The organism is Amycolatopsis sp. PS_44_ISF1 (assembly GCF_032335455.1).
Taxonomy (GTDB): Bacteria; Actinomycetota; Actinomycetes; order Mycobacteriales; family Pseudonocardiaceae; genus Amycolatopsis.
This window is the reverse complement of record NZ_JANUXO010000002.1, coordinates 1,067,187-1,090,281: the sequence shown is the minus strand read 5'-3', so window position 1 is coordinate 1,090,281 and position 23,095 is coordinate 1,067,187. Positions and strand designations below refer to the sequence as shown.

General features: G+C 76.0%; 2 protein-coding genes (1 of these 2 running past the window's edge). Both read left to right on the top strand.

Annotation, left to right across the window (positions count from 1 at the left end):
- On the top strand, positions 1-4,271 hold the 3' portion of the coding sequence (locus NYF13_RS19420) for a type I polyketide synthase (protein ID WP_315658607.1). It extends 10,411 nt beyond the left edge of the window; only the last 4,271 of its 14,682 coding nucleotides appear in the window; its start codon lies beyond the left edge, outside the window; its stop codon occupies positions 4,269-4,271.
- Complete coding sequence (locus tag NYF13_RS19415; protein WP_315658606.1) at positions 4,271-23,095, top strand: SDR family NAD(P)-dependent oxidoreductase; 18,825 nt, start codon at positions 4,271-4,273, stop codon at positions 23,093-23,095. The genes NYF13_RS19420 and NYF13_RS19415 overlap by 1 nt, the downstream gene beginning before the upstream one ends.

The following is a 23,095-nucleotide window of genomic DNA, read 5'->3' as shown; positions in this document are numbered from 1 at the left end:
TCTCCCGGCAGCGCGGGCTTTCCCCCGACGGCCGCTGCAAGGCGTTCGCGGACGCGGCCGACGGCACCGCGTGGGCCGAGGGCGTGGGCGTGGTGGTGGTGCAGCGGATGTCCGATGCCGTGCGGGAGGGCCGGGAGATCCTGGCGGTGGTGCGTGGGAGTGCGGTGAACTCCGATGGGGCGTCGAACGGGCTGACCGCGCCGAACGGACCGGCGCAGGAGAAGGTGATCCGCCAGGCCCTGGCCAACGCCGGTCTGGAAGCGTCCGATGTGGACGTGGTCGAGGCGCACGGCACCGGAACCGCGCTCGGTGACCCGATCGAGGCACAGGCGCTGCTCGCCACCTACGGCCGCGAGCGGGACCGGCCGCTGTGGCTGGGCTCGGTGAAGTCCAACGTCGGGCACACCCAGGCCGCGGCCGGGGTGGCCGGGGTGATCAAGATGGTGCTGGCCCTGCGCCACGCCCGGCTGCCCCGGACCCTGCACGTGGACCGGCCCAGCGGGCGGGTCGACTGGGCGAGCGGTTCGGTGGAGCTGCTGACCACCGCCGTGCCGTGGACGGGCGGGACCCGGCGGGCGGGGGTGTCCTCGTTCGGCGTCTCCGGGACGAACGCCCACGTCATCTTGGAAGCGCCGCCGGTGCAGGAGCGAACGGCCCCCGCGGAGGCGGGGCCACTGGTCGTTTCGGCCCGGGGAGCGGCGGCGCTGCGCGATCGGCTGGCGGAGGTCGCCGGGCTGGAGGATCCCGCGGCGGCCGCGCGCACCCTGGCGGCGGGGCGGCCCCCGTGGCCGCACCGGGCGGTCGCGCTTTCGGCGGAGGCCCTGCGTGCGCACGTGGCGGGACAGTCCACTGCGGACGTGTTCACCGGCGTGGCGGCCGGGAAGCGCAAGCAGGTCCTGGTGTTTCCGGGTCAGGGTGGGCAGTGGGTGGGCATGGGGCGGGAGCTGTGGGAGAGCGAGCCGGTGTTCGCGGCGCGGATGGAGGAGTGCGGGCGGGCGTTGTCGGCCTTCGTGGACTGGTCGTTGCGCGAGGTGGTGTTCGGCGACTCGTGGGGCGGGGTCGAGGTGGTGCAGCCGGTGTCGTGGGCGGTGATGGTGTCGTTGGCGGCGCTGTGGGAGTCGTGCGGGGTGGTGCCGGATGCGGTGGTGGGGCACTCGCAGGGCGAGATCGCGGCTGCGTGCGTGTCGGGGGCGTTGTCGTTGGAGGACGGGGCGAAGGTCGTGGCGTTGCGGAGCCAGGTGATCGCTTCCGGGCTGGCCGGTCGCGGGGGGATGCTGTCGGTCGGGGTCTCGGTGGACGAGGTGCCCGAAGGGGTTGAGGTGGCGGCGGTGAACGGGCCGCGGTCGGTGGTGCTGTCGGGGGCGTCCGGGGTGCTGGAGCGGCTGGAGGAGCGGTACCGGGCGGCCGGGGTCCGGGTCCGGCGGGTCGAGGTGGACTACGCGTCGCATTCCGCCCAGGTGGACGCGGTGGCGGGGGAAGTGCGGTCGCGTCTGGGTGGGGTGGGCTCGGGGGTGGTGGAGATTCCGTGGCTGTCGACGGTGGACGTGGGCTGGGTGGAGGAGGTGGAGGCGGCTTACTGGGTGCGGAACCTGCGGGAGCCGGTCCGGTTCGCGGACGCGGTGGCCGAGCTCGGTGCTCAGGGTTTCGACCTGTTCGTCGAGTGCAGTCCGCACCCCGTGCTGACCGCGGCCGTCCTGGAGACCGTGCCGGACGCGATCGCCGTCGGCTCGCTGCGCCGCGAGGACGGGGGCCGCGACCGGTTCCTCCGCTCCCTGGCCGAGGTCTTCGTGCACGGCGGCACCGTCGACTGGCGCCGGGTGGTGCCGGAGGCGCCCCTGACCGAGGCGCCGACGACGGCGTTCGCCCGCGAGCACTACTGGCTCATCCCGCCGAAGCCCACCGGCGACGTGGCGGGTGCCGGGCTGGAACCGGTACCGCATCCCGTGCTCGGGGCGTTCGTGGAGAACCCGGAGACCGGCGGGGGCGTGCTCACCGGGCGCCTCTCACCGCAGGCGCAGCCGTGGCTGGCCGATCACGCGGTCGCCGGGGCCGTGGTGGTGCCCGGGGCGGTGTGGGTGGAGCTGGCGCTGCAGGGCGGCGCGGTCACCGGGTGCCCGGGGCTCGACGAGCTGGTGGTCGAGTTCCCGCTGGTGCTGGGCCCGGAGCCGGTGCCGGTGCAGGTGGTGGTCGGGGCCGAGCAGGATGGCCGGCGGCCGGTGAGCGTGCACGCCAGGGCCGCCGAGGGCCGGTGGACCCGGCATGCCACCGGCACGCTCGCCACGACCGGCGACCACGGCGAGACCTTCGAGTGGCCGCCGGCGGGCGCCGAGCCCGTGGCCGACCTCTACGCGACGCTGGCCGGCTCCGGGTACGAGTACGGGCCGGCGTTCCAGGGCGTGCGGTCGCTGTGGCGACGGGGCGACGAGCTGTTCGCCGAGGTCACGCTGCCCGGCGAAGCCGACGCGGAGGGGTTCGCGATCCACCCGGCGCTGCTCGACGCCAGCCTGCACCCGGCCGCGCTGTCCGCGTCGCGCGAAGACGGCCGGATCGAGCTGCCGTTCGCCTGGCAGCGGCTCCGGCTGCACGGCCGCGCCCGCTCGCTCCGGGTGCGGATCCGCCGCAACCAGTTCGCGGCCGTCGACCTCGACGGGCGCCCGGTGTTCACCCTGGGCGAGCTGACCAGCCGTCCGGTGGCCGTCGCGGACCTGCGGCCGGTGGAGCTGTTCCGCCTCGACTGGGTCCCGGTGCCGCTGTCCCCGGGCGAGCCCGGGAACTGGCGGATCTTCCCCGTCGAAACCGGGACCGGGCCCGACGCCGAACGGGCGCGGCGCGCGGTGGCCGGCGCGCTCGAAGCCGTGCAGGCGCTCCTGGCCGGCGCCGGGGACACCCGGCTGGTGGTGCTCACCCGCGCGGGCCGGACCGACCCGGCCGAAGCCGCGGTGTGGGGACTCGTCCGCGCGGCCCAGGCCGAGCACCCGGGGCGGCTGTTCCTGCTGGACGGCGAATGCGCGAACCCGGCGGGCGTCGCCGAAGCCGCCGCCGCGCGGGGAGAAGGGCAGCTCACTGTCCGGGACGGACAGTTCTTCGCGCCGCGGCTGGTCAGGGCCGAGCCGGGGCCCGGCCTCACCTTCGGCGCGGGCACCCGGGTGCTGATCACCGGGGGCACCGGGACGCTCGGCACGCTCGTGGCCGGGCACCTCGCGGCCGAACACGGCGTCCGCGAGATCGTGCTGGCCTCGCGGACCGGGACCGGCGACCGTTTCGAAACCCACGCCTGCGACGTCTCCGATCGTGCGCAGGTGCGCGAACTGCTCGCCGAGACCCGGCCGGACGTGGTGATCCACGCGGCCGGGGCGCTGGCCGACGGACCGGTCGGCTCGCTGGACCCGGCCGGGCTGGACCAGGTGTTCGGCCCGAAGGCCGACGCCTTCGGCCACCTCGACGAGCTGGCCCCGGACGCGACGCTGATCGTCTTCTCCTCGGCGGCCGGCGTGCTCGGCAACGCCGGGCAGGCGAACTACGCGGCCGCGAACGCCTTCCTCGACGCGGCGATCGCCCGGCGGCGGGCGGCGGGCGGGGCCGGGGTGTCGGTGGCCTGGGGCCTGTGGGCGGAGGCCAGCGCGATGACCGGGCACCTGACCGGCGGGCAGCGGGACCGGATGGCCCGGGCCGGGGTCGCGCCCATCGGCGCCGAACGCGGGCTGCGGATGTTCGACGCGGCCCTGAAGGCGGCGGACCCGGTGGTCGTGGGCGTGCTGCCGGACCTGGCGGCCCTGCGCTCCGCGGCCCGGTCCGGCTCGCTGCCGGCGATCTGGCGGGCAGTGGTGCCGCCACCCCGGAAAACCGTTCCACCGGAGGAGGATCTGCTCGGCCGGCTGTCCGAAATGGACGAGGAACGACGCCGGGCCGCGCTGACCGAGCTGGTCCGGCGGGAGGCCGCGGTGGTGCTGGGCCGGGCCAAGCCGGTGCAGGCGGCCACGGCCTTCCGCGATCTCGGGTTCGACTCGCTGACCTCGGTCGAGCTGCGCAACCGGCTCGGCGCCGCGACCGGGGCGAAGCTGCCGGTCACCGCGGTGTTCGACCACCCGAACGCGGCGGCGCTGGGTGAGCGCCTGGACGCCGGGCTGTTCGGCCGGCCACCGGCCGAGGACCCCGCGTTCGAGGACCCCGCATTGGAGAACACCGGGCCCGCCGCGGCCGGGGAGACCACCGCGGAACTGGCCGAAATGGACGCGGAGAGCCTGATCCGCCGTGCGTTGGGAGAACTTTGATGGACGCCGAAGCGCTGGCGGCGCAGAACGAACGGCTCGTGGCGGCGCTGCGGGCCTCGCTGCAGGAACAGGACCGGCTCAAGCAGTCGGCCGGGCGGTCCGATGAGCCGATCGCCCTCGTCGGCCTGGGGCTGCGCCTGCCCGGCGGGGTGTCCACCCCGGAGGCGTTCTGGGAGCTGCTGGCCGAAGGCCGGGAGACGGTCGGGGACTTCCCGGTCGACCGCGGCTGGGACCTGGAGCGGTTGTCCGGTGCGGGTCAGGGCAGTTCCCTGACCCGGCGGGGCAGCTTCCTCGAAGGCGCTGGTGAGTTCGATGCCGGGTTTTTCGGGATCAGTCCGCGTGAGGCGTTGGCGATGGATCCTCAGCAGCGGTTGTTGCTGGAGGTGTCGTGGGAGGCGCTGGAGCGGGCCGGGATCGATCCGGTGTCGGTGCGGGGCGGGCCGGTGGGGGTGTTCACCGGGCTGATGTACCACGACTACGCGAGTGGCCCCCAGCCCGCCGAGCTCGAAGGCTTCCTCGGCACGGGCACCGCGGGCAGCGTGGCCAGCGGCCGGGTGTCGTACGTGCTGGGCGCGCAGGGCCCAGCGGTCACCGTGGACACCGCGTGCTCATCGTCGCTGGTGGCGATGCACCTCGGCGCGCAGGCGCTGCGGTCCGGGGAGTGCTCGCTCGTGCTGGCGGGTGGGGCGACCGTGCTCGCCACCCCGGAAGTGTTCGTGGAGTTCTCCCGCCAGCAGGGGCTCTCCGCGGACGGCCGGTGCAAGTCGTTCGCGCAGGCCGCCGACGGGACCGGCTGGGCCGAGGGGGTCGGGGTGGTCGTGCTGCAACGGCTTTCCGACGCCCGGCGGGAGGGCCGGGAGGTCCTGGCCGTGCTGCGCGGTTCGGCGGTCAACTCCGATGGGGCGTCCAACGGGCTCACCGCGCCGAACGGGGTGGCGCAGCAGCGGGTGATCCGCCGGGCGTTGCGCGACGCCGGGTTGAAACCGTCCGATGTGGACGTTGTGGAGGCGCATGGGACCGGGACCGTGCTGGGTGATCCGATCGAGGCGTCGGCTTTGCTGGCGACTTACGGGCAGGATCGTGAGCGGCCGTTGTGGCTGGGGTCGGTGAAGTCCAATCTGGGGCACACCCAGGCCGCGGCCGGGGTGGTCGGGGTGATCAAGATGGTGCTGGCCATGCGGCACGGAGTGCTGCCCCGCACCCTGCACGTCGACCGGCCCAGCGACCGGGTGGACTGGGCGGGCGGCGCGGTCGAGCTGCTGACCTCGGCGACGCCGTGGGCGGCGCAGGTCCGCCGGGCCGGGGTGTCCTCGTTCGGGGTTTCCGGCACCAACGCGCACGTGATCATCGAGCAGGCGCCGGCGGCCGAACGCCCGGAGCCGGTGGCCCCCGCCGCGCCGCTGCCGCTGGTGGTGTCGGCCCGCACCCCCGGCGGTCTGGCCGCCCAGGCGGACCGGCTGGCCGGCTTCCTGGACGCCGAGCGGCCCGGGCTGGCCGGGGTGGCGCGCTCGCTGCTGTCCACCCGGGCCCTGTGGGAGCACCGCGCGGTGGTCTTCGCCCAGTCCACTTCGGACGCCGTGGCCGGGCTGCGGGTGGTGGAACCGGTTCGCGCCGGTACCGGCCAGACGGTGCTGGTGTTCCCGGGCCAGGGCGCGCAGTGGGTGGGCATGGGCCGGGAGCTGTGGGAGACGCAGCCGGTGTTCGCGGCCCGCATGCGGGAGTGCGAGCGGGCGCTTTCGTCCCATGTGGACTGGTCGCTGCGCGAGGCCGTGTTCGGTGACCCGCTCGACCGGGTCGAGGTGGTGCAGCCGGTTTCGTGGGCGGTGATGGTGTCGCTGGCGGCGCTGTGGGAGTCGTTCGGGCTCCGGGCCGACGCGGTGGCCGGGCACTCGCAGGGCGAGATCGCCGCCGCGTGCGTCGCGGGCGCGTTGTCGCTGGAGGACGCGGCGAAGGTGGTCGCGCTGCGCAGCCGGGTGATCGCTTCCGGGCTGGCCGGGCGCGGGGGGATGCTGTCGGTCTCGGCGGCGCCCGGCGAGGTGCCCGCGGGCGTGGAGATCGCGGCGGTGAACGGGCCGAGGTCGATCGTGCTCGCCGGTGACCCGGCCGGGCTCGACCGGCTGGAGGCGCGTTACGCGGCCGAGGGCGTCCGGACCCGCCGGGTGGCGGTGGACTACGCGTCGCACACCAGCGAGGTCGACGCGGTGGCCGGCGAGATCTCCGCCGCGCTGGCCGGGATCACCGCCGGGCGGCCGAAGATCCCGTGGTACTCCACAGTGGACAACGCGTGGCTGCGTGAGCTCGACCCCGGCTACTGGGTGCGGAACCTCCGGGCCACCGTGCGCTTCGCCGACGCGGTCCGGGCGCTGGCCGAAGACGGTTTCGACCTGTTCCTCGAATGCGGCACCCACCCGGTGCTGGCCTCGGCGATCAGCGAAACCCTGGACGAGGCCGGGCACCCCGAGGCCGCCGTGCTCGGCTCGATCCGCCGGGGCGAAGGCGGCTGGCCGCGGTTCCGCCGCTCGCTCGCCGAGGCGTTCGGGCGCGGTGCCCGGATCGACTGGACCGTCCTGCTGCCGGAGGCGGCCACGGTGGCGCTGCCGACGACGGCGTTCGACCACCGCCGGTACTGGCTGCCGCCGGGCCGCGCGGCGGGCCGGGAGCCGGGCCCGTGGCGGTACGAGATCACCTGGGCGGGCCTGGTCCCCGGCCCGCGAGCCGGGGGGCGCTGGCTCGTCACCGGTGATCCCGCGAGCGCCTGGGCCGAGGCCGGGCTCGAGGTCGTCACCGAGGGCCCGGCCGACGGGGTGCTGATCGTGGCGGACGATCCCGCGGTGGTGCTGCCCGCCGTGCAGGAGGCGGTGCGCTCCGGTTCCGGGCCGATCTGGGTGGTGACCCGGGGCGCGGTGTCCACCGGGCCGTCCGACCCGCCGGCCGATCCGGTGGCGGCGCAGGTCTGGGGCCTGGGCCGGGTGGCCGCGCTGGAGCACCCGGACCGGTGGGGCGGCCTGATCGACCTGGCGCCGGGCCTGGGCGCCGGGGCCGCGCTCACGGCGCTGGGCGGGGCCGAGGACCAGGTCGCGGTCCGCGCCGGGGGAGCCTTCGGCCGGCGGCTGACCCCCGCCGCCGCCGGAGGCCGGGGACCGGGGTGGACCCCGCGCGGCACGGTGCTGATCACCGGCGGCACCGGGGCGCTCGGCCTGCGGGTGGCGCGGTGGGCGGTGGACCGCGGCGCTGAACGCGTGGTGCTGCTCAGCCGCCGCGGCGGCACCAGCGACGACCCGCGGCTGATCCCGGTGGCCGGGGACGTCGGCGACCGGGACGCGGTCGCGGCCGTGATCGATCGGTACCCGCCCGACGCCGTGGTGCACGCCGCGGGCGTGGCCGGGGACCTCGTCCCGCTGCTCGACCACGACGAGGAGTCCTTCGCCGCGGTGCTGGCCGGCAAGGCCGCGGGCGCGACGGTGCTGGACGAGGTGCTGGGCGAGCGGCCGCTGGAGGCGTTCGTGCTGTTCTCCTCCATCGCCGGGATCTGGGGCTCGGCCCGGCAGTCCGCCTATTCGGCCGCCAACGCCCACCTCGACGCCCTGGCCGAGAACCGGCGGGCCCGGGGTCTCACCGCGACGTCGATCGCCTGGGGGGCCTGGGCCGAGGGCGGCATGGCGGCCGAAGGCGACGCGGCCGGGCAACTCTGGCGGCGGGCGATCCTGCCGATGGCGCCGGACCGGGCGCTGGCCGAGCTGGAGGACGTGCTGCGCGGCGGCCGGGCCACCGCCGTCGTGACCAGGATGGACTGGCCGCGGTTCACCGAGATGTTCACCGCCGCCCGCCCGAGCCCGCTGCTCGGCCGCTTCGCCGCCGCCGCGGTGGAGACGGCGCCCGCGTCCGGGCTGGCCCGGACTCTGTCCACTCTGGACACAAACGGGCAGCGCGAGCTGCTGACCGGGCTGGTGTGCCGGGAAGCCGCGGCCGTGCTCGGCCTGGACCCGGCCGGCGAGTTCGACCCCGGCCGGGCGTTCCGCGACGCCGGGTTCGATTCGCTGACCTCGGTCGAACTGCGCAACCGGATCGCCACCACGACCGGGGTCACGCTGCCGGTCACCATCGCCTTCGACCACCCCACCGCGGCCGCGCTCGCCGAAGCCCTGCGCACCCGGCTGGCCCCGGGACCGGCGCAGCGGCCCGAACCGGACAGGGAGACCGGGCCGGACAGGGAAACCGAACCGGCCGGGGACGATCCGATCGTCATCGTCGGCCTCGGGATGCGCCTGCCGGGCGGGGTCGACAGCGCCGAGCGGTACTGGCAGCTGCTGGCCGAGGGCGGCGAGGCCGTCACGGAGTTCCCGGACGACCGGGGCTGGGACCTCGACGCCCTCTACGACCCGGACCCGGCTTCGACCGGTACCTCGACCACGAAGTACGGCGGGTTCCTGGCCGAGGCGGGCCGGTTCGACGCGGCCTTCTTCGGCATCAGCCCCCGCGAAGCGCTGGCCATGGACCCGCAGCAGCGGCTGCTGCTGGAGACCTCGTGGGAGGCGCTGGAAGACGCCGGGATCGACCCGGTTTCGGTGCGCGACAGCGATCTGGGCGTGTTCGTCGGCGCCTCGGGGCAGCGTTACGGCGCGAGCTCCGCCGGTGCGGAGGGCTACCTGCTGACCGGCACGGCGTCCAGCGTGCTGTCCGGACGGCTGTCCTACGTGTTCGGCGCGCAGGGGCCGGCGGTCACCGTCGACACCGCGTGCTCGTCTTCTCTGGTGGCCCTGCACCTGGCGGCGCAGGCACTGCGCTCGGGGGAGTGCGCCACGGCGCTGGTCGGGGGCGCGGCCGTGATGGCCACGCCCGAGGTGTTCGTGGAGTTCTCCCGGCAGCGCGGGCTCGCGCCGGACGGCCGGTGCAAGTCGTTCGCCGAGGAGGCGGACGGGACCGGCTGGGCCGAGGGGGTCGGGGTGCTGGTCGTGCAGCGCCGGTCCGAGGCCGTGCGGGCGGGCCGGGCGGTGCTGGCCATCGTGCGCGGTTCCGCGGTCAACTCCGATGGGGCGTCCAACGGGCTCACCGCGCCGAACGGGGTGGCGCAGCAGCGGGTGATCCGCCGGGCGTTGCGCGACGCCGGGTTGAAACCGTCCGATGTGGACGTTGTGGAGGCGCATGGGACCGGGACCGTGCTGGGTGATCCGATCGAGGCGTCGGCTTTGCTGGCGACTTACGGGCAGGATCGTGAGCGGCCGTTGTGGCTGGGGTCGGTGAAGTCCAATCTGGGGCACACCCAGGCCGCGGCCGGGGTGGTCGGGGTGATCAAGATGGTGCTGGCGATGCGGCACGGGGTGCTGCCCCGCACCCTGCACGCCGAGCATCCCAGCGGCAACGTCGACTGGGCGGCCGGCGCGGTCGAGCTGCTCACCGCCCCGGTGCCGTGGACCGGGCCGGACCGGCGGGCCGGGGTGTCCTCCTTCGGCGTGTCCGGCACCAACGCGCACGTGATCATCGAAGCGCCCGAAGCCGCCGAGAGCGTGAAGCCCGAACCCGACGCCCTGGTCCCGCTCGTGCTCTCGGCCCGCAGCGAAGACGCGCTGGCCGAACAGGTTTCGCGGCTCAGTGAGCACTTCCTCGGCGCCCGCTCCGCCGAGGTGCCACTGGTCACCACGGCCCGTTCGCTGGCGGCGGCGCGGTCGGTCTGGGAACACCGCCTGGTGGTCGTCGCCGGAACCCCGGCCGAAGCGGTGGCCGGGCTGGGCGCGGCCCGCGGCCGGCGGTCCGGTGACGCGTCGGTGGCGTTCGCCTTCGCCGGGCAGGGCTCGCAGCGCCCGGGCATGGGCCGGGAGCTCTACCACGCGTTCCCGGTGTTCCGGGACGCGTTCGACGCGGCCTGCGCCGAGCTGGACCGCCACCTCGGCTTCTCCGTGCGCGAGATCGTGCTGGGCGGTGAGGACCTCGACGCCACGGTCCGCGCGCAACCCGCGCTGTTCGCGGTCGAGATCGCGATGTTCGAGCTGGTCACGTCCTGGGGCCTGCGGCCACGGGCGGTGCTCGGCCACTCGGTCGGCGAGGTCGCCGCCGTCTGCGCCGCGGGGATGCTCTCGCTGGCCGACGCGGCGGTGCTGGTCACCGCGCGGGCGAAGCTGATGCAGGCGCTGCCCGCCGGGGAAGGGGTGATGGCCTCGGTCCCGGTGGGGGAGGCGGCGGTGCGCGGATTCGCCGACGTGTCGGTGGCCGCGGTGAACGGACCGGAGTCCGTCGTGCTCTCCGGGCGGCGGGACGCGGTCGCCGCGGCGGTGCGCCGGCTGGGGGTCGAGGCCAAGTACCTCAGGGTGAGCCACGCGTTCCACTCCGCGCTGATGGAGCCGATGCTGGCGGAGCTCGGCGCCGTGGCCGCTGGGCTGACCTTCCGCCCGGCGCGGATCCCGGTGCTGTCCGGGATGACCGGCGAGCCGCTGCCGGAGACCGCGCGGTACTGGGTGGAGCAGGTGCGCGAACCGGTGCGGTTCGCCGCCGCCGTGGCCGCGCTGGACGCCGCCACGGTGCTCGAACTCGGCCCCGGCGGGGTGCTGACCGGGCTGGCCGGCTCACTCGGGGTGGCCGGGGTCGCCCTCACGCGGCGGGACCGGCCCGAGGTGCGCACCGCGCTCACCGCGCTGGGCGAGCTGTTCACCCGGGGCGCCCCGGTGGAGTGGACCGGGGTCATCCCCGCCGGGCCGCTCGGACCGGTGCCGAAGACCGCGTTCCGGCACCGGCACTACTGGCTCGGCGCCGAAGCCGGGCCCGCAGCGGACCCGTGGCGGTACGAGATCACCTGGCAGCGCCTGCCGGACCGCTCCGAGACCCCCGCCGGACGGTGGCTGGTGCTCGGCGACGACACGCTCGCGGCCGCGCTGGGCCTGGCCACCGGCGGTGACCCGGACCGGGTCCTGTGCGTTTCGCCGTCGGTGGAGGAACTGGTGGAGACGCTGCGCGCGTACCCGGACGCCCGCGTCTGGGTGGTGACGCGCGGTGGCGTGGCGGTGGACGCGGCGGAGGTCGTCGATCTCCCCGCCGCGCAGCTCTGGGGGTTCGGCCGGGTTGCCGCCCTGGAACGACCGGACCAGTGGGGCGGCCTGGTCGACGCGCCGGCCGCAACCCCGCCCGGCGCGCTCGCCGGGGTGCTGGGCGGGACCGAGGACCAGGTGGCGATCCGGCCCGGCGGGACCTACGGACGGCGGCTGGCCCCGCTGCCGGGCGGCCCGGGCCGGTGGACCCCGCGGGGAACGGTGCTGATCACCGGCGGCAGCGGCGCGCTCGGCGGCCACGTCGCCGGCTGGGCCCTGGACGCCGGCGCCGAACGCGTGGTGCTGCTCAGCCGCGGTGGCGGGTCCGGCGAAGACCCGCGGATCATCCCGGTGGCGGCCGACGTCACCGACCGGGCGGCGGTCGCCGGGGTGCTGGCGCAGTACCCGCCGGACGCGGTGGTGCACGCCGCGGGGGTGCCCGGTGGACGGCACCGCATCGACGAGTTCGACCGGCGGTCCTACGACGAGGTGCTGGCGGCGAAGGTGGTCGGCGCGACCGTGCTGGACGAGCTGCTGGGGGACCGGCCGCTGGAGGCGTTCGTGCTGTTCTCCTCCATCGCGGGAGTCTGGGGTGCGGCCGGGCAAAGCGCGTACGCGGCGGCGAACGCGGCCCTGGACGCGCTGGCGGGCAACCGCCGGGCCCGCGGCCTCGCGGCCACCGCGATCGCCTGGGGCGCCTGGGGCGGAGGTGGCATGGCGGCCTCGGGGGAGGCCGAGCTGCGCCGCCGGGCGGTGCTCACCATGCCGCCGGAGCCGGCCCTGCGCGCGATGGCGGAGGTGGTCGGCCGCGGCCGGGCGAGCGCGGTGGTGGCCCGGATCGACTGGCCGCGGTTCGGCGGGCTGTTCACCGCCGCGCGGCCGAGCCCGCTGCTGTCCCGGGTGGTGGCGCCGGAGCCCGGGGCCGCGACCGCGCCGGTGGTGCGGCGCACGGAGGCCGAGCTGGTCGAGCTGGTGCGGACCGAGGCGGCCGCGGTGCTCGCGCTGGACGGGCCGATCGAGGTGGACCGGGCCTTCCGCGACGCCGGGTTCGACTCCCTGACCTCGGTCGAGCTGCGCGACCGGCTCGGCTCGGCGACCGGCGTGCGGTTGCCGGCCACGGTCGCGTTCGACCATCCCGACGCGGCCCGCCTGGGCGCCTTCCTGCACGCCGGCCCGGCCGGGGCGCGCCCGGTCGCGCCCCAGGACCCGACCGGTGAGCCGATCGCGATCGTCGGGCTGGGCCTGCGGCTGCCGGGCGGCATCGAGACGCCGGAGGAGTTCTGGGAGCTGCTGGACTCCGGCCGCGACGTGATCGGCCCGGCGCCGCGGGACCGTGGCTGGGACCTCGACCCGGAGTTCGACGACCGCGGCACCCGCGGCGGTTTCCTGTCCGGGGCGGGGGAGTTCGACGCCGGTTTCTTCGGCATCAGCCCGCGTGAGGCGCTGGCCATGGACCCGCAGCAGCGGCTGCTGCTGGAAACCTCGTGGGAGGCGCTGGAACGGGCCGGGATCGCGCCGAAGTCGGTGCGCGGCCGCGAACTCGGCGTGTTCGTCGGCGCGGCGATGCAGGCGTACGGGATGTCCTCCCCGGACTCGGCGGGTTTCCTGCTGACCGGGATTTCCTCGAGTGTCCTTTCCGGACGGTTGTCCTACGTGCTCGGTGCGCAGGGCCCGGCGGTCACCGTGGACACGGCCTGCTCGTCTTCGCTGGTGTCCCTGCACCTGGCGGCGCAGTCGCTGCGCTCGGGCGAGTGCACGATGGCGCTGGCGGGCGGGACCACCGTGATGGCCACGCCGACCGGGTTCGTCGAGTTCGCCCGGCAGGGCGGCCTGGCCGCGGACGGCCGGTGCAAGCCGTTCTCCGACGAGGCCGACGGCACCGGCTGGTCCGAGGGCGTGGGCGTGCTGGTGCTGCAACGGCTTTCCGACGCGCAGCGGGAGGGCCGGGAGATCCTGGCGGTGGTGCGTGGGAGTGCGGTGAACTCCGATGGGGCGTCCAACGGGCTGACCGCGCCGAACGGACCGGCGCAGGAGAAGGTGATCCGCCAGGCCCTGGCCAACGCCGGGCTCCGTCCCGCCGAGGTGGACGCGGTGGAGGCCCACGGGACCGGGACCGTGCTGGGTGACCCGATCGAGGCCCAGGCCGTGCTGGCGGCCTACGGGCAGGATCGGCCGACGCCGCTGTGGCTCGGCTCGGTGAAGTCGAACCTCGGCCACGCCCAGGCCGCGGCCGGGGTGATCGGCGTGATCAAGATGGTGCTGGCGCTGCGCCACCGGACCCTGCCGCGCAGCCTGCACGCGGACCGGCCGACCGGGCGGGTCGACTGGTCGAGCGGTGCGGTGCGGCTGCTCACCGCGCCCACGCAGTGGCCCGGGACCGGGCGTCCGCGCCGGGCCGGGGTGTCGTCGTTCGGCATGTCCGGGACGAACGCGCACGTGGTGCTGGAACAGGCGCCCGAGCGGGCGCCCGAGGCGGAAGCCCCCGCGCCTGGGCCGGTGCCGGTGGTGGTCTCGGCCCGCACGGAGTCCGCTCTGGTGGCGCAGGCGGCGAAGCTGGCCGAGCACCTGGAAGCCGGTGCGTCGCTGGTCCGGACCGCTCGGGCGCAGGTGACCGCCCGGTCGCGGTGGAGCCACCGGGCGGTGGTGGTGGCGGAGTCCACCGAGGACGCGGTGGCCGGGCTGCGCTCGGTGACCCCGGTTTCGCCCGGTACCGGCCGGACCGTGTTCGTCTTTCCCGGTCAGGGGGCGCAGTGGGTGGGGATGGGTCGGGAGTTGTGGGAGTCCGAGCCGGTGTTTGCGGCGCGGATGGAGGAGTGTGAGCGGGCGCTTTCGTCCTATGTGGAGTGGTCGTTGCGGGAGGTGGTGTTCGGTGGTGGGTTGGAGCGGGTGGAGGTGGTGCAGCCGGTCTCTTGGGCGGTGATGGTGTCGCTGGCGGCCCTGTGGCAGTCGTGCGGGCTGAAGCCGGACGCGGTCATCGGGCATTCGCAGGGGGAGATCGCCGCCGCTTGCGTTTCCGGCGCGCTGTCTTTGGAAGATGCGGCGAAGGTCGTGGCCTTGCGCAGCCAGGTGATCGCTTCCGGGCTGGCCGGTCGCGGCGGGATGCTGTCGGTGGCGGTCGCACCGGACGAGGTGCCCGAAGGCGCCGAGATCGCGGCGGTGAACGGACCGCGCTCGGTGGTGCTGGCGGGTGCGTCCGCCGTGCTGGACGAGGTGGCGGCGCGTTACCGGGCGGACGGGGTCCGGGTTCGCCGGATCGAGGTGGACTACGCCTCGCACACGGTTGCGGTGGATGCGGTGGCCGGGGAGATCCGGTCGAGGATCGGCGAGGTGGGCGCCGCGGTTCCGGAGATCCCCTGGATGTCCACTGTGGACGTCCAGTGGGCCGGGAAGCCGGATTCCGGCTACTGGGTGCGGAACCTGCGCGAGCCGGTGCGGTTCTCCGCCGCCGTGGCCGCCCTCGACGGGTTCGACCTGTTCGTCGAGTGCAGTCCGCACCCGATCCTCACCGCCGCGGTGCTCGACACCCGGCCCGAGGCGGCCGCGGTGGGTTCGCTGCGCCGCGACGACGGCGGCCGCGACCGGTTCCTCCGCTCGCTCGGCGAGGCCTTCGCCCACGGCGCCGAGGTCGACTGGACCGCGGTCGTGCCCGCGGTCCGGCCCGCCACCGTGCCCACCACGGTGTTCCAGCGGCGGCACTACTGGCTGGCCCCGCGGCCCACCGCGACCGGCTCGCCGCTGGCCCACCCGATCCTCGAAGCTGCCGTGGACAACCCGGCCACCGGCGGGCTGGTGCTCACCGGCCGGCTCTCGACCACCCGGCAGCCCTGGCTGGCCGGGCACGTCGTGGCCGGGCAGGCGCTGGTGCCCGGCGCCGCGCTGGCCGAGCTGGCCCTGCAGGCCGGCCGGCTCGCCGGGCACCCCGGGATCGGCGAACTCGTCCTCGAGGCACCGCTCGTGCTCGACGAGCGCACGCACCAGGTGCGGGTGGTCACCGCGGGCCGGGAGCTGAGCCTGCACTCCCGGGCGCCGCAGGGCGACTGGGTCCGGCACGCCACCGCGACCCTGGGGGCCGCGGCCGAACCGGCGCCGTTCACCATCGCCGGTGACCCGGTCGACGTCGGCGGCTTCTACCCCGCGCTGGCCGCTCTCGGCTACGACTACGGCCCGGTGTTCCAGGGCGTGCAACGGGTCTGGCGCCACGGTGAGGAACTGTTCGCCGAGATCACCCTGCCCGAGGCCCCGGCCGGGTACGCCATCCACCCGGCGCTGCTCGACGCCGCGCTGCACCCCGCGGCACTCGGCCGCACCGACGGCGTGCGCCTGCCGTTCGCCTGGAACCGGCTGACCCTCCACCGGTCCGGGGCCACCACCGTCCACGCCCGGCTGACCCCGACCGGCCAGGGCGTGGCGCTGGACCTGCAGGACCCGGCGGGCGCCCCGGTGCTGACGCTGGGCGAGCTGAGCACCCGCCCGGCGGCGGCCGAACCGCTCTACGGCCTCGACTGGATCGAGGCCCCGTTCACCCCGGCCGCCCCGATCGCCCGGCCGATCCGGCGCGTCGACACCGCGCGGCCGCTGCGCCCGGTCCTCGACGAGGTGCTGAGCCTGCTCCGGACCGAGGACCCACTGGTCATCGCCACCGCCCAGCCCCCGTCCGAGCCGGTCGCGGCGGCGGTCTGGGGCCTGGTCCGCGGCGCCCAGGCCGAGCACCCCGGCCGGTTCCTCGTCGCCAATGACGCCCCGGAGCTGCCGGAGCTGGCCGCGGCGGCGCTCGAGGCCGGCGAAAACCAGCTCCTGATCGAAGCCGGCCGCCCGCTCCTACCGCGGCTGACCCGGGTCCAGCCCGACCTCGGCGCCTTCGCCTGGGACCCCGAGGGGCCGGTGCTGATCACCGGCGGCACCGGCACGCTCGGCGGCCTCGTGGCCGAGCACCTGGTCACCGAGCACGGAGTGCGCAACCTCGTGCTCGCCTCCCGGTCCGGTTACGACGCCGGGCTCGCCGAGCGGCTGAAGCCGGCCGCGGTCCGCTTCGAAACGTGTGACGTCTCCGACCGCGAGCAGGTGCGCGTGTTGCTGGAAACGGCGCCCAAGGTCGTGATCCACGCGGCGGGTGCGCTCGACGACGGCCTCCTGGCCGACCTGAGCGGCTTCGACGAGGTGTTGCGGCCCAAGGCCGACGCGCTCGACCACCTCGACGAACTGAGCCGGGACCTCGACGCGTTCATCGTCTTCTCGGCCGCGGCCGGCGTGCTCGGTTCGGCCGGGCAGGCGAACTACGCCGCCGCGAACGCCTACGCCGACGCCCTGGTGGCGAACCGGCGCGCGGCCGGTTTGCCGTCCTGGTCGCTGGCCTGGGGCCTCTGGACCACCCCGTCCGGGATGACCGGCCACCTCACCGGCCAGGACCGGGACCGGATGGCCCGGGCCGGGCTGGCCGGCCTCACCCCCGCCCAAGGGCTGAGGTTGTTCGACGCCGCGCTGCGCTCCTCGCGCCCGCTGCTGGTGCCGGCCGGGTTCGACCTGGCGAAGCTGCGCGAGCAGGGCGAACGGCTTCCGGCGGTGCTCCGGGGCCTCGCCGGTCCGCCGCGCCGCCGCGCGGCCGCCCGCGGGCAGGACCTGCTGGCGCTGGTGCGCCGGGAAGCGGGCGCGGTGCTGGGCCTGGACCTGGTGCCGCCGTCGACGGCGTTCCGCGACCTCGGCTTCGACTCGCTGACCGCCGTCGAACTGCGCAACCGCCTCGCCGCCACGACCAAGCTCCGGCTGCCCGCGACCACCGTCTTCGACCATCCGAACGCGACCGCACTGGCCGGGCACCTTCGCGGCCTCCTGGCCGGTGGCCCGGAAACGGCCCTCACCCCGGCGGCGAAGGCGGCCGACGAGCCGATCGCGATCGTCGGACTGGGCCTGCGGCTGCCCGGCGGGATCGTCGAGCCCGGCCAGTTCTGGGACCTGCTCGCCCGCGGCGGTGACGCCATCGGCGACTTCCCGGACGACCGCGGCTGGGACCTCGACGCGCTCTACGACCCGGACCCCGGCACACCCGGCACCACCTATACGCGCCACGGCGGATTCCTCGAAGGCGCCGGTGAGTTCGATGCCGGGTTTTTCGGGATCAGTCCGCGTGAGGCGTTGGCGATGGATCCTCAGCAGCGGTTGCTGCTGGAGACGTCGTGGGAGGCGCTGGAGCGGGCCGGGATCGACCCGGCCTCGGTGCGGGGCCGGGCGGTGGGGGTGTTCACCGGGCTGATGTACCACGACTACGCGAGCGGAACCCGTTCGGATCACCTCGAAGGGCTGCTCGGCACCGGCACCGCGGCCAGCGTCGCGGCCGGCCGGGTGTCGTACGTGCTGGGCGCGCAGGGCCCGGCGGTCACCGTGGACACCGCGTGCTCCTCGTCGCTGGTGGCGCTGCACCTGGCCGCGCAGTCGCTGAGGTCGGGCGAGTGCTCGATGGCGCTGGCCGGCGGCGCGACCGTGATGGGCACCCCGGGTGGTTTCGTCGAGTTCGCCCGCCAGCGCGGGCTGTCCGCCGACGGGCGCTGCCGTTCGTTCTCCGCCGACGCCGGCGGCACCGGTTGGGCCGAGGGCGTCGGGGTGCTGGTCCTGCAACGGCTTTCCGACGCCCGGCGCGAGGGCCGGGAGGTGCTGGCCGTGCTGCGCGGGAGCGCGGTGAACCAGGACGGCGCGTCGAACGGCCTGACCGCGCCGAACGGCCCGGCCCAGGAGCAGGTGCTCCGGCAGGCGCTCGCGAACGCCGGACTGCGACCGTCCGAAGTGGACGCCGTCGAGGCGCACGGCACCGGGACCGTACTGGGCGACCCGATCGAGGCGCAGGCGATCATGGCGGTGTACGGCCACGACCGGGCGGAACCGGTGCGGCTCGGCTCGGTCAAGTCGAACCTGGGCCACACCCAGGCCGCGGCCGGGGTCACCGGGGTGATCAAGATGGTGCTGGCCCTGCGTGAAGGAGTGCTGCCGCGCACCCTGCACGCCGCCACCCCGAGCGAGAAGATCGACTGGGGCGCGGGCTCGGCGGCGCTGCTGACCGAACCGGTGCCCTGGCCCCGCGGCGGGCGGCCGCGCCGGGCCGGGATCTCGTCCTTCGGGGTGTCCGGGACCAACGCGCACGTGATCGTCGAGGAGGGTCCGGAGCGGGCCCCCGCCGAACCGGCCGCCACGACCGGACCGGTGCCGCTCGTCGTCTCGGCGCGCACCGGGTCCGGGCTCCTCGCGCAGGCCGATCGGATCGCCGGGAGCCTGCCGGACGATCTGCCCGCCGCCGCCCGGACGCTGTCCGCGCGAACGAGGTGGGAGTACCGGGCGGTGGTCGTCGCCGACGATCCCGGGCGCGCGGCCGAGGCGCTGCGGTCGCTGCCGGCCTCCGGGCCCGCGGGCGACGGCGCGGTCGCCTTCGCGTTCGCCGGCCAGGGCGCGCAGCGGGCGGGGATGGGGCGTGGGCTCTACGAAGCCTTCCCCGTGTTCCGCGAGGAGTTCGACGCCGTGTGCGCGGAGTTCGGCCTGCCGCTGCGGGAAATCGTCTTCGAGGGCGGCGACCTGGACGCCACGGGGAACGCGCAGCCGGCGTTGTTCGCCGTCGAGGTGGCGATGGCCGCGCTGCTCGATTCCTGGGGCATCCGGCCGTCGGTGCTGCTCGGGCACTCCATCGGCGAGCTGAGCGCCGCCCACGTCGCCGGGGTGCTGTCGCGGGCGGACGCGGTGAAGCTGGTGGCCGCCCGCGGCCGGCTGATGCAGGGGCTGCCCGGCGCGGGCCGGATGGTCGCGGTGACCGCCGGGGAGGCCGAGGTCCGCGAGCTGTGCGGCGACCTCGACCTGGCCGCGGTCAACGGCCCGGCCTCGGTGGTGATCTCCGGGGACTCCGGCCGGATCGCCGAGGCGGTCGGCCTGCTCACCGCCGCCGGTCACCGGTGCCGGGACCTCGTCACCGGCCACGCGTTCCACTCCGTGCTGATGGAGCCCATGCTCGACGAGTTCCGCGCGGTCGTCGCCACCCTGGCGTTCAGCCCGCCGGAGGTGCCGCTGATCTCTTCGGTGACCGGGCAGCCGCTGTCCGACGAAGAAGCCTGCTCGCCGGAGTACTGGGTCGCCCAGGTCCGCCGGACCGTGCGCTTCGCCGACGCCGTGGCCGCGCTGCCGGTGGGAACCGTGCTGGAGCTGGGCCCCGGCGGCACGCTCACCGGGCTCATCACCAGCCTGGCCGACGGTCCGGTGGCCGTCGCGGTGACCCGCCGGGACCGTCCGGAGGCCGAATCCGCGCTGACCGCGGCGGGGGTCGCGTTCTCCCGCGGCACCGAGGTCGACTGGGCCGCGGTCCTGCCGGCCGGCCCGGGGGCGCCGATGCCGACCACCGCCTTCGAGCACCGGCGGTACTGGCTGCCGCCGGGGATCGGCGACGCGGCCGGGCTCGGGCTGGACCGCCTGGGCCACCCGATCCTCGGCGCGGCCGTGGAGAACCCGGAAACCGGCGGGATCGTGCTCACCGGCCGCGTCTCCCGCACGGCCCAGCCCTGGCTCGCCGGCCACGTGGTCTCCGGCACCGTGCTGCTGCCCGGGGCGGTCCTGGTCGAGCTGGCCCTGCAGGCGGGCGCGCGGGTGGGCTGCCCGGCCGTGGCCGAGCTGGTCCTGGAATCGGCGTTGGTGCTCGAACCCCGGGAGACCACCACGGTCCAGGTGGTCGTGGGGGCCGCCGACGAGCACGGCCGGCGGCCGGTGGCCATCCACTCCCGCACCGCCGACCGCTGGACCCGGCACGCCGGCGGCGCGCTCGCCGCCGGGACCGAGGCGCCCCGACCGGCCGAATGGCCGCCCGAGGCCGAACCCCTCGACGTGACCGGCTTCTACGAGCAGCTGGCGGAGCTGGGGTACGGCTACGGGCCGGCCTTCCAGGGCGTGCGCGCGGCCTGGCGGCAGGGCACCACGCTGTTCGCCGAGGTCGCCCTGCCCGAAGCGCTCGACCCGGCCGGATTCGGCCTGCACCCGGTCCTGCTCGATGCCGCGCTGCACGTGGGCGCGCTGGAGGCCGACGGCACGCAGCTGCCCTTCGCCTGGACCGGCGTGCAGCTCCACGCTCCGGCGGCCACCGCGGTCCGGGTGCGGCTCGCCCCCGCCGCCGGCGGCGGCGTCACCCTCGCGCTCCACGACGAGGACGGGAAACCGGTACTGACGGTCGAATCGCTGCTCAGCCGCCCGGCCGCGCCCGGTGCGGGCGTGGAGGACCTCTACACCCTCGACTGGGTGCAGCTGCCCCCGGCCGAACCGGCCGGCACCGAGGGCTGGCTGACCCACCGGGTCCCCCCGGCCGACCTCCGCGCGGCCCTCGCCGGGGTGCTGGCGGCCATCGCCGAAGCCGAACGCGAGGGCCGGAACCTGGCGGTGGTCACGGGACCGGCCCGCGAAGACCCGGTCGCGGCGGCGGTGTGGGGACTGGTGCGCAGCGCGCAGACGGAGAACCCCGGCCGTTACCTGCTCGCCGAACTGGCCGAGTCCACCGCGGCGGCGGACCTGCCGCTGGCCCTCGGTGCCGGGGAACCGCAGGTCGCCGTGCGCGAGGGCCGGGTGTGGGTGCCCCGGCTGTCTGCTTGGGACGGTGCGGGCCGGTGGGCGCTGGAGGTCACCGGGTCCGGGACCGTCGACGGGGTGGCCGCGCGCCGGCAGCCGGAGCGGGCGCCGGCGGCGGGCGAGGTCCGGATCGAGGTGCGGGCCGCGGGGGTGAACTTCCGCGACGTGCTCATGACCCTGGGCCTGTACCCGGGGGAGCCGGTGCTGGGCAGCGAAGCGGCCGGGGTGGTCGTCGAGGCCGGGCCGGGCGTGGACTTCGTGGCGGGGCAACGGGTGTTCGGCCTGTTCCCCCGCAGCTTCGGATTGGTCTCGACCACCGACGCGCGCCTGGTCGCGCCGATGCCCGAGCGGTGGACGTTCGAGCAGGCCGCGGCGGTGCCGGTGGCCTACCTGACCGCCTACTACGGGCTGGTCGACCTCGGCGGGCTCGGCGCGGGCGCCAAGGTGCTGGTGCACGCGGCGACCGGCGGGGTCGGCACCGCCGCGGTGCAGCTCGCGCGCCACCTCGGGGCGGAGGTGTTCGCCACCGCCGGGGTGGGCAAGCACCCGCTGCTGCGCGAGTGGGGCCTGGCCGAGGACCACCTCGGCGATTCGCGCACCACCGCCTTCGAGCGGCGGTTCCCGCCGGTCGACGTGGTGCTCAACGCGTTGTCGGGGGAGCTCACCGACGCCTCGCTGCGGCTGCTGCGCCCGGGCGGGCGGTTCCTGGAGATGGGCAAGACCGACGTGCGCACCGGCCTCCCCGGCTACCGGGCGTTCGACCTGATCGAAGCCGGCCCGGCGCGGATCGGGGAGATGCTGGCGGTGCTGACCGGGCTGTTCGCCGAGGGCGCGCTGTCGCTGCCGGCGATCACGCGCTGGGACGCCGGGCACGCGGCCGAGGCGTTCCGGGTGATGGCGCAGGCGCGGCACGTGGGCAAGAACGTGCTCATCCTGCCCCGGCGGCCGGACCCGGCCGGGTCGGTGCTGATCACCGGCGGCACCGGGGCGCTGGGCGCCGTCGTGGCCGAGCACTTCGTCACCGGGCACGGCGTGCGCACCGTCGTGCTGGCCTCCCGCACCGCCCCGGAGGCCACCCGGCTGCGCGACCGGCTCGAGTCCCTGGGCGCGAAGGTCTCGCTGGTGGCCTGCGATGTCGGGGACCGTGAGCAGGTGCGGGCCCTGCTCGCCGGTGTCCCGGCGCCGCTGACCGCCGTGGTGCACGCGGCGGGGGTCGTCGCCGACGCCACCGTGGCCACCATGGACGCCGAAGCGGTGGACCGGGTGCTGCGGCCGAAGGTGGACGCGGCGGTGCACCTCGACGAGCTGACCCGGGACCTCGACCTGGCCGCTTTCGTGCTGTTCTCCTCGGCCGCCGGGGTGCTCGGGGGCGCCGGTCAGGGCAACTACGCCGCCGCGAACGCCGCGCTGGACGCTGTCGCGGCCCGTCGCCGCGCCGCCGGGCACCCGGCGGTGTCGCTGGCCTGGGGCGCCTGGGCGACCGGAATGGCGGCCCGGCTGGGTGAGCTCGACGCGGACCGAATGACCCGCTCGGGCGTGCGGGCGCTGGAACCGGACCGGGCGATGCGCCTGCTCGACGCCGCGTTGAGCGCGCCGCGGGCGGAGCTGGTGCCCATCCGGCTGGACCGGGCCGCCCTCCGGGCCCGGTCGGGCGCGCTGCCGGCCGTCCTGTCCGGGCTGCTCGGCGGAACCGGCGCGACGGCGGCGACGGTGGCGACGGTGGCGACGGTGGCCGAGTCGAAGCGCGCCCGGCTCGACCTGGCCGGGCTGTCCGGCCCGCACCGGCGGGCCCGGCTGCTCGACCTCGTGCGGGCGGAGGCCGCAGCGGTGCTGGGCGCCGCGATCGGCCGCACGAAGTCCTTCCGTGACGCCGGTTTCGACTCGCTGACCGCGGTCGAGCTGCGCAACCGGCTCGGCGCGGCCACCGGGACGGCGCTGCCGGCCACGGTGGTCTTCGACCACCCGAACGCCACGGAGCTGGCCGAGCACCTGCACGAAGCGCTGGCCGAGCCGGTCGAGCCGGCCGCCGGACCCGCGCTGCTGGGCCGGCTCGACCGGCTCGGCTCGGAGCTCGGCGCGCTCGACGCGGCCGATCCGGCGCTCGCCCAGGTGGCGGCCCGCCTGCGGGCCCTGCTCGACGCGCTCCCGGCCGGAGTGGCCGCGCGCCACGACGACCTCGACGAAATCACCGGGGACAACCTGTTCGCATTCCTCGACCGGGAACTCGGCTGA

Bases quoted from the DNA above. Each gene is read 5' to 3' on its own strand.
- NYF13_RS19415 (WP_315658606.1), top strand. From the start codon at position 4,271: ATGGACGCCGAAGCGCTGGCGGCGCAGAACGAACGGCTCGTGGCGGCG.